General features: G+C 65.0%; 2 protein-coding genes. Both read left to right on the top strand.

The window, feature by feature from the left end; translation table 11 throughout:
* On the top strand, positions 1 to 1,338 hold a 1,338-nt coding region (locus tag EOA60_RS25145; RefSeq protein ID WP_128312075.1), incomplete at its 5' end, for a type I secretion system permease/ATPase.
* Positions 1,335 to 2,675: an HlyD family type I secretion periplasmic adaptor subunit gene (locus tag EOA60_RS25150; protein ID WP_095824821.1), complete on the top strand. Its 1,341-nt coding sequence runs from the start codon at positions 1,335 to 1,337 to the stop codon at positions 2,673 to 2,675. The genes EOA60_RS25145 and EOA60_RS25150, both read left to right, overlap by 4 nt.
* Positions 2,676 to 3,305: the final 630 nt, after the last annotated feature.

Consider the following 3,305-nt stretch of genomic DNA (forward strand, 5'->3'; position numbering starts at 1 on the left):
TTCCGGCAGGTGATCACCGGCAGCGGTATCCATGCCCTGTTCGACCTGCCCTGGTCGCCGATCTATATCGGCATCATCTTCCTCCTGCATCCCTGGCTCGGCTTCTTCGCGTTGGGCTCCTCGCTGCTTCTCATCGCCATGGCGGTGCTCAACGAATATATCGTGCGGGCGCCGCTGAAGCAGGCCAACGACCTTGCCACGGCCAACTACAATTTCACCGAAATGAGCCTCAGGAACGCGGAAGTCATCCGCGCCATGGGCATGATCGACGGCCTCGTCCGGCGCTGGGGGCGCGATCGCGGCCTGGCGCTAGGCCAGCAGGGGCGGGCGAGCGACCGGGCAGCGGTCATGTCCGGGCTGATCCGCTTCCTGCGCCTCACCATGCAGTCGCTTATCCTCGGCCTCGGCGCCTATCTGGTGATCGAGCGGCAGATCACCGGCGGCTCGATGTTTGCGGCCAGCCTGCTGCTGGGCAGGGGGCTGCAGCCGGTCGAGCAGATCGTCGGCCTCTGGCGCAGCCTGATCCTGGCGCGGGCCGCCCTTGGCAGGGTCGAGAGGCTGCTGGACGGCGGCGCGCAGGGCGAACGCTCGTTCAACCTGCCGAAGCCCTCCGGCAAGGTCGCCGTCGAGCAGTTGAGCTTCGCCATTCCCAGCCTGCAGAAGGTGCTGCTGCGCGATGTGTCGTTCCGGCTCGAAGCAGGCGAGGCGCTCGGCATCGTCGGCCCTTCCGGCGCCGGCAAGTCGACGCTGGCGCGTCACCTAGCCGGCATCATGCAGCCGAGCCGCGGCACGGTCAGGCTCGATGGCGCCGACATGACGCAGTGGGGAAGGGAGGCGCTCGGCGACCATATCGGCTACCTGCCGCAGGACATCGAACTGTTTTCAGATACGGTGGCCGCCAATATCGGCCGCTTCAAGACCGATGTCGACCGCGAGGTGATCGAGGCGGCACGGCTCGCCGGCGTGCATGAGATGATTATCCGGCTGCCGCAAGGCTACGAGACGCAGATCGGCGAGGGCGGGGCGGTGCTGTCCGGCGGCTACCGGCAGCGCATCGCGCTTGCCCGCGCCGTCTTCGGCCTGCCGAACCTCATCGTGCTCGACGAGCCGAGCTCCAATCTCGATGCCGACGGCGATCGCGCCCTGGCCGAATGCGCGCTGGAGCTGAAGCGTCGCGGCAGCACGGTGATAATCGTCTCGCACCGGCCCTCGACTTTGGCCAATGTCGACAAGATCCTGCTCTTGCGGGATGGCGCGGTCGAAGCCTTCGGCATGAGAAACGAGATCGTGGCGCTGCTCAACCAGCGCGCGGCACCGATCACGGTGGCGGCCCAATGACCGATATCGCCGCTACCTATCGCAACCTCGCCGGCACCGAAGATGCGGGCGCCAATGCGGACTCGATCCGGGCACCGGTGTGGATCGGCCTGCTCATCATCGCCGCCTTCTTCGGCGTGTTCGGCGGCTGGGCCGCGGTCGCGCCGCTCAATGGCGCGGTGCTTGCCGATGCGGTGGTGAAGGTCGAAGGCAACCGCAAGAGCGTCCAGCATTTCGATGGCGGCACGGTGAAGGAAATCCGGGTCAAGGATGGCGACATCGTCAAGGCCGGCGATGTGCTGGTGCTGCTCGACGATACCCGCGCCCGGTCGGAATTCAACCTCTATTCCCAGCAATATGCGCTGCTGCGCGCCACCGATGCCCGCATCCGCGCCGAGCTGGACGGCCATGAGGCGGTTGCCTTCCCGAACGACATCACCGCCGAGCACCAGGCCTATCTGCAGGACGCCATGGCCAACCAGATTGCCGACCTCGAGAGCCAGCGCGCCTCGATGGCCGGCGCCAGGCAGATCCTGCAGAAGCGCATCGCCGAGCTCGACGAGCAGATCGATGGCAAGCAGGCGCGCGTCGAATCCTTTCGCGCGCAGCTCAAGTCGACGATCGACGAAAAGGCAAGCCTCAACAAGCTGCTGAAGGCGGGACTGACGACGAAGCCGCGTATCCTGGAGCTCGACCGCTCGGCCTCCGATCTGCAGGGCCTGATCGACCAGGCGCTCGGCGAGATCGCCGGAAATCGCCAGAGCAAGGCCGAACTCGAAAGCCAGATCGCGCAGCTCACCAACGAGCGTCGCGCAAAACTTTCGGCCATGCTGATCGACACCCAGTCGAACCTTGCCGATCTGGTGCCGAAGATGTTTGCCGCACAGGCCACGGTGGACCGCGCCGAAGTGCGCGCACCCTATGACGGCCAGGTGATGGACTTGACCGTCTTTTCGACCGGCGCGATCGTCGCGCCCGGCCAGACCATTTTGGATATCGTGCCGACCAGGAATTCGCTGATCGTTCAAGCGCAGGTCAAGGTCGAGGACATATCCAGCCTGCGCGCCGATATGACTGCCGAGGTCCGCTTCACCTCGTACAAGCAGCGCACGACGCCGGTCATCCACGGCCGCGTCACCCGCGTCTCGGCGGATCGCGTCACCGATGCCAAGACCGGCTTTCCCTATTACGTTGCCGACGTGGCGGTGAATCAGCAGGAACTCGCCGCCGCGCCGCAGATCCAGCTCTATCCCGGCATGCCGGCGCAGGTCATGATCGTCACCGAGGAACGCACCGCGCTGGACTACATTCTGGGGCCGCTGACCACGTCGCTGCATACGGCCTTCCGGCAGAAGTAGCGCGCGGACTGAAATCCTCGGGTCAGCTCTTCGGCTCTGTGCGTCGGTACTCCAGCGCCACTACGCCGTTGCTGAACGGCACAGCAAAAACCAGCTTCAGTGCAAGCGGCTTGTAGACGGAAACAGCGGCTTGCCGCGGCCCGCAGCCGCAGGCCGTCGCCGAGGCCCGAATCTGCATGTCGTTGTGGCAGTTTGCCCGCTGATGTGGCCCACCTGGCAGCCGGCGGCAAGCTCACCGGCCTACTGCCCGAAGCGGTCGCCAGTGTAAAGCAACAAAACGTCGGCAACCTCGATGTGGAGCGCAGCTTGAGCATTGCCCGACAATGCTCGGCCACGGGCGATGCAGGCCAGACACGATCAGGCCACTTTGACGGTCGATCGCTGCCCTTCGCCAAGCGCTCACCACCCCGCAAACTAGGCCGGTTCCGCTCCCTCTTTAGACCTCGGATAGGTTTTGCCGGTATTTGTCGGAAAAACCGAGCCGGAAAAGTCATGACCGAGATCTGGCACTCACTGCTGGCCAATCTTGCCCTGGTCTCCATCCTTATCGTCGCCTGGGACCTTGTGGCGGATTTCACCGGGCGTCTCTCGCGGCGGGCACATTCGCTGCTTTTGGGCGTGGTCATGTGC

The organism is Mesorhizobium sp. M1A.F.Ca.IN.020.06.1.1 (assembly GCF_004023265.1).
GTDB lineage: Bacteria > Pseudomonadota > Alphaproteobacteria > Rhizobiales > Rhizobiaceae > Mesorhizobium.

What these genes read in the sequence shown, in the direction of transcription:
- EOA60_RS25150 (WP_095824821.1), top strand. Translation starts at nt 1,335, where the DNA reads ATGACCGATATCGCCGCTACCTATCGCAACCTCGCCGGCACCGAAGAT.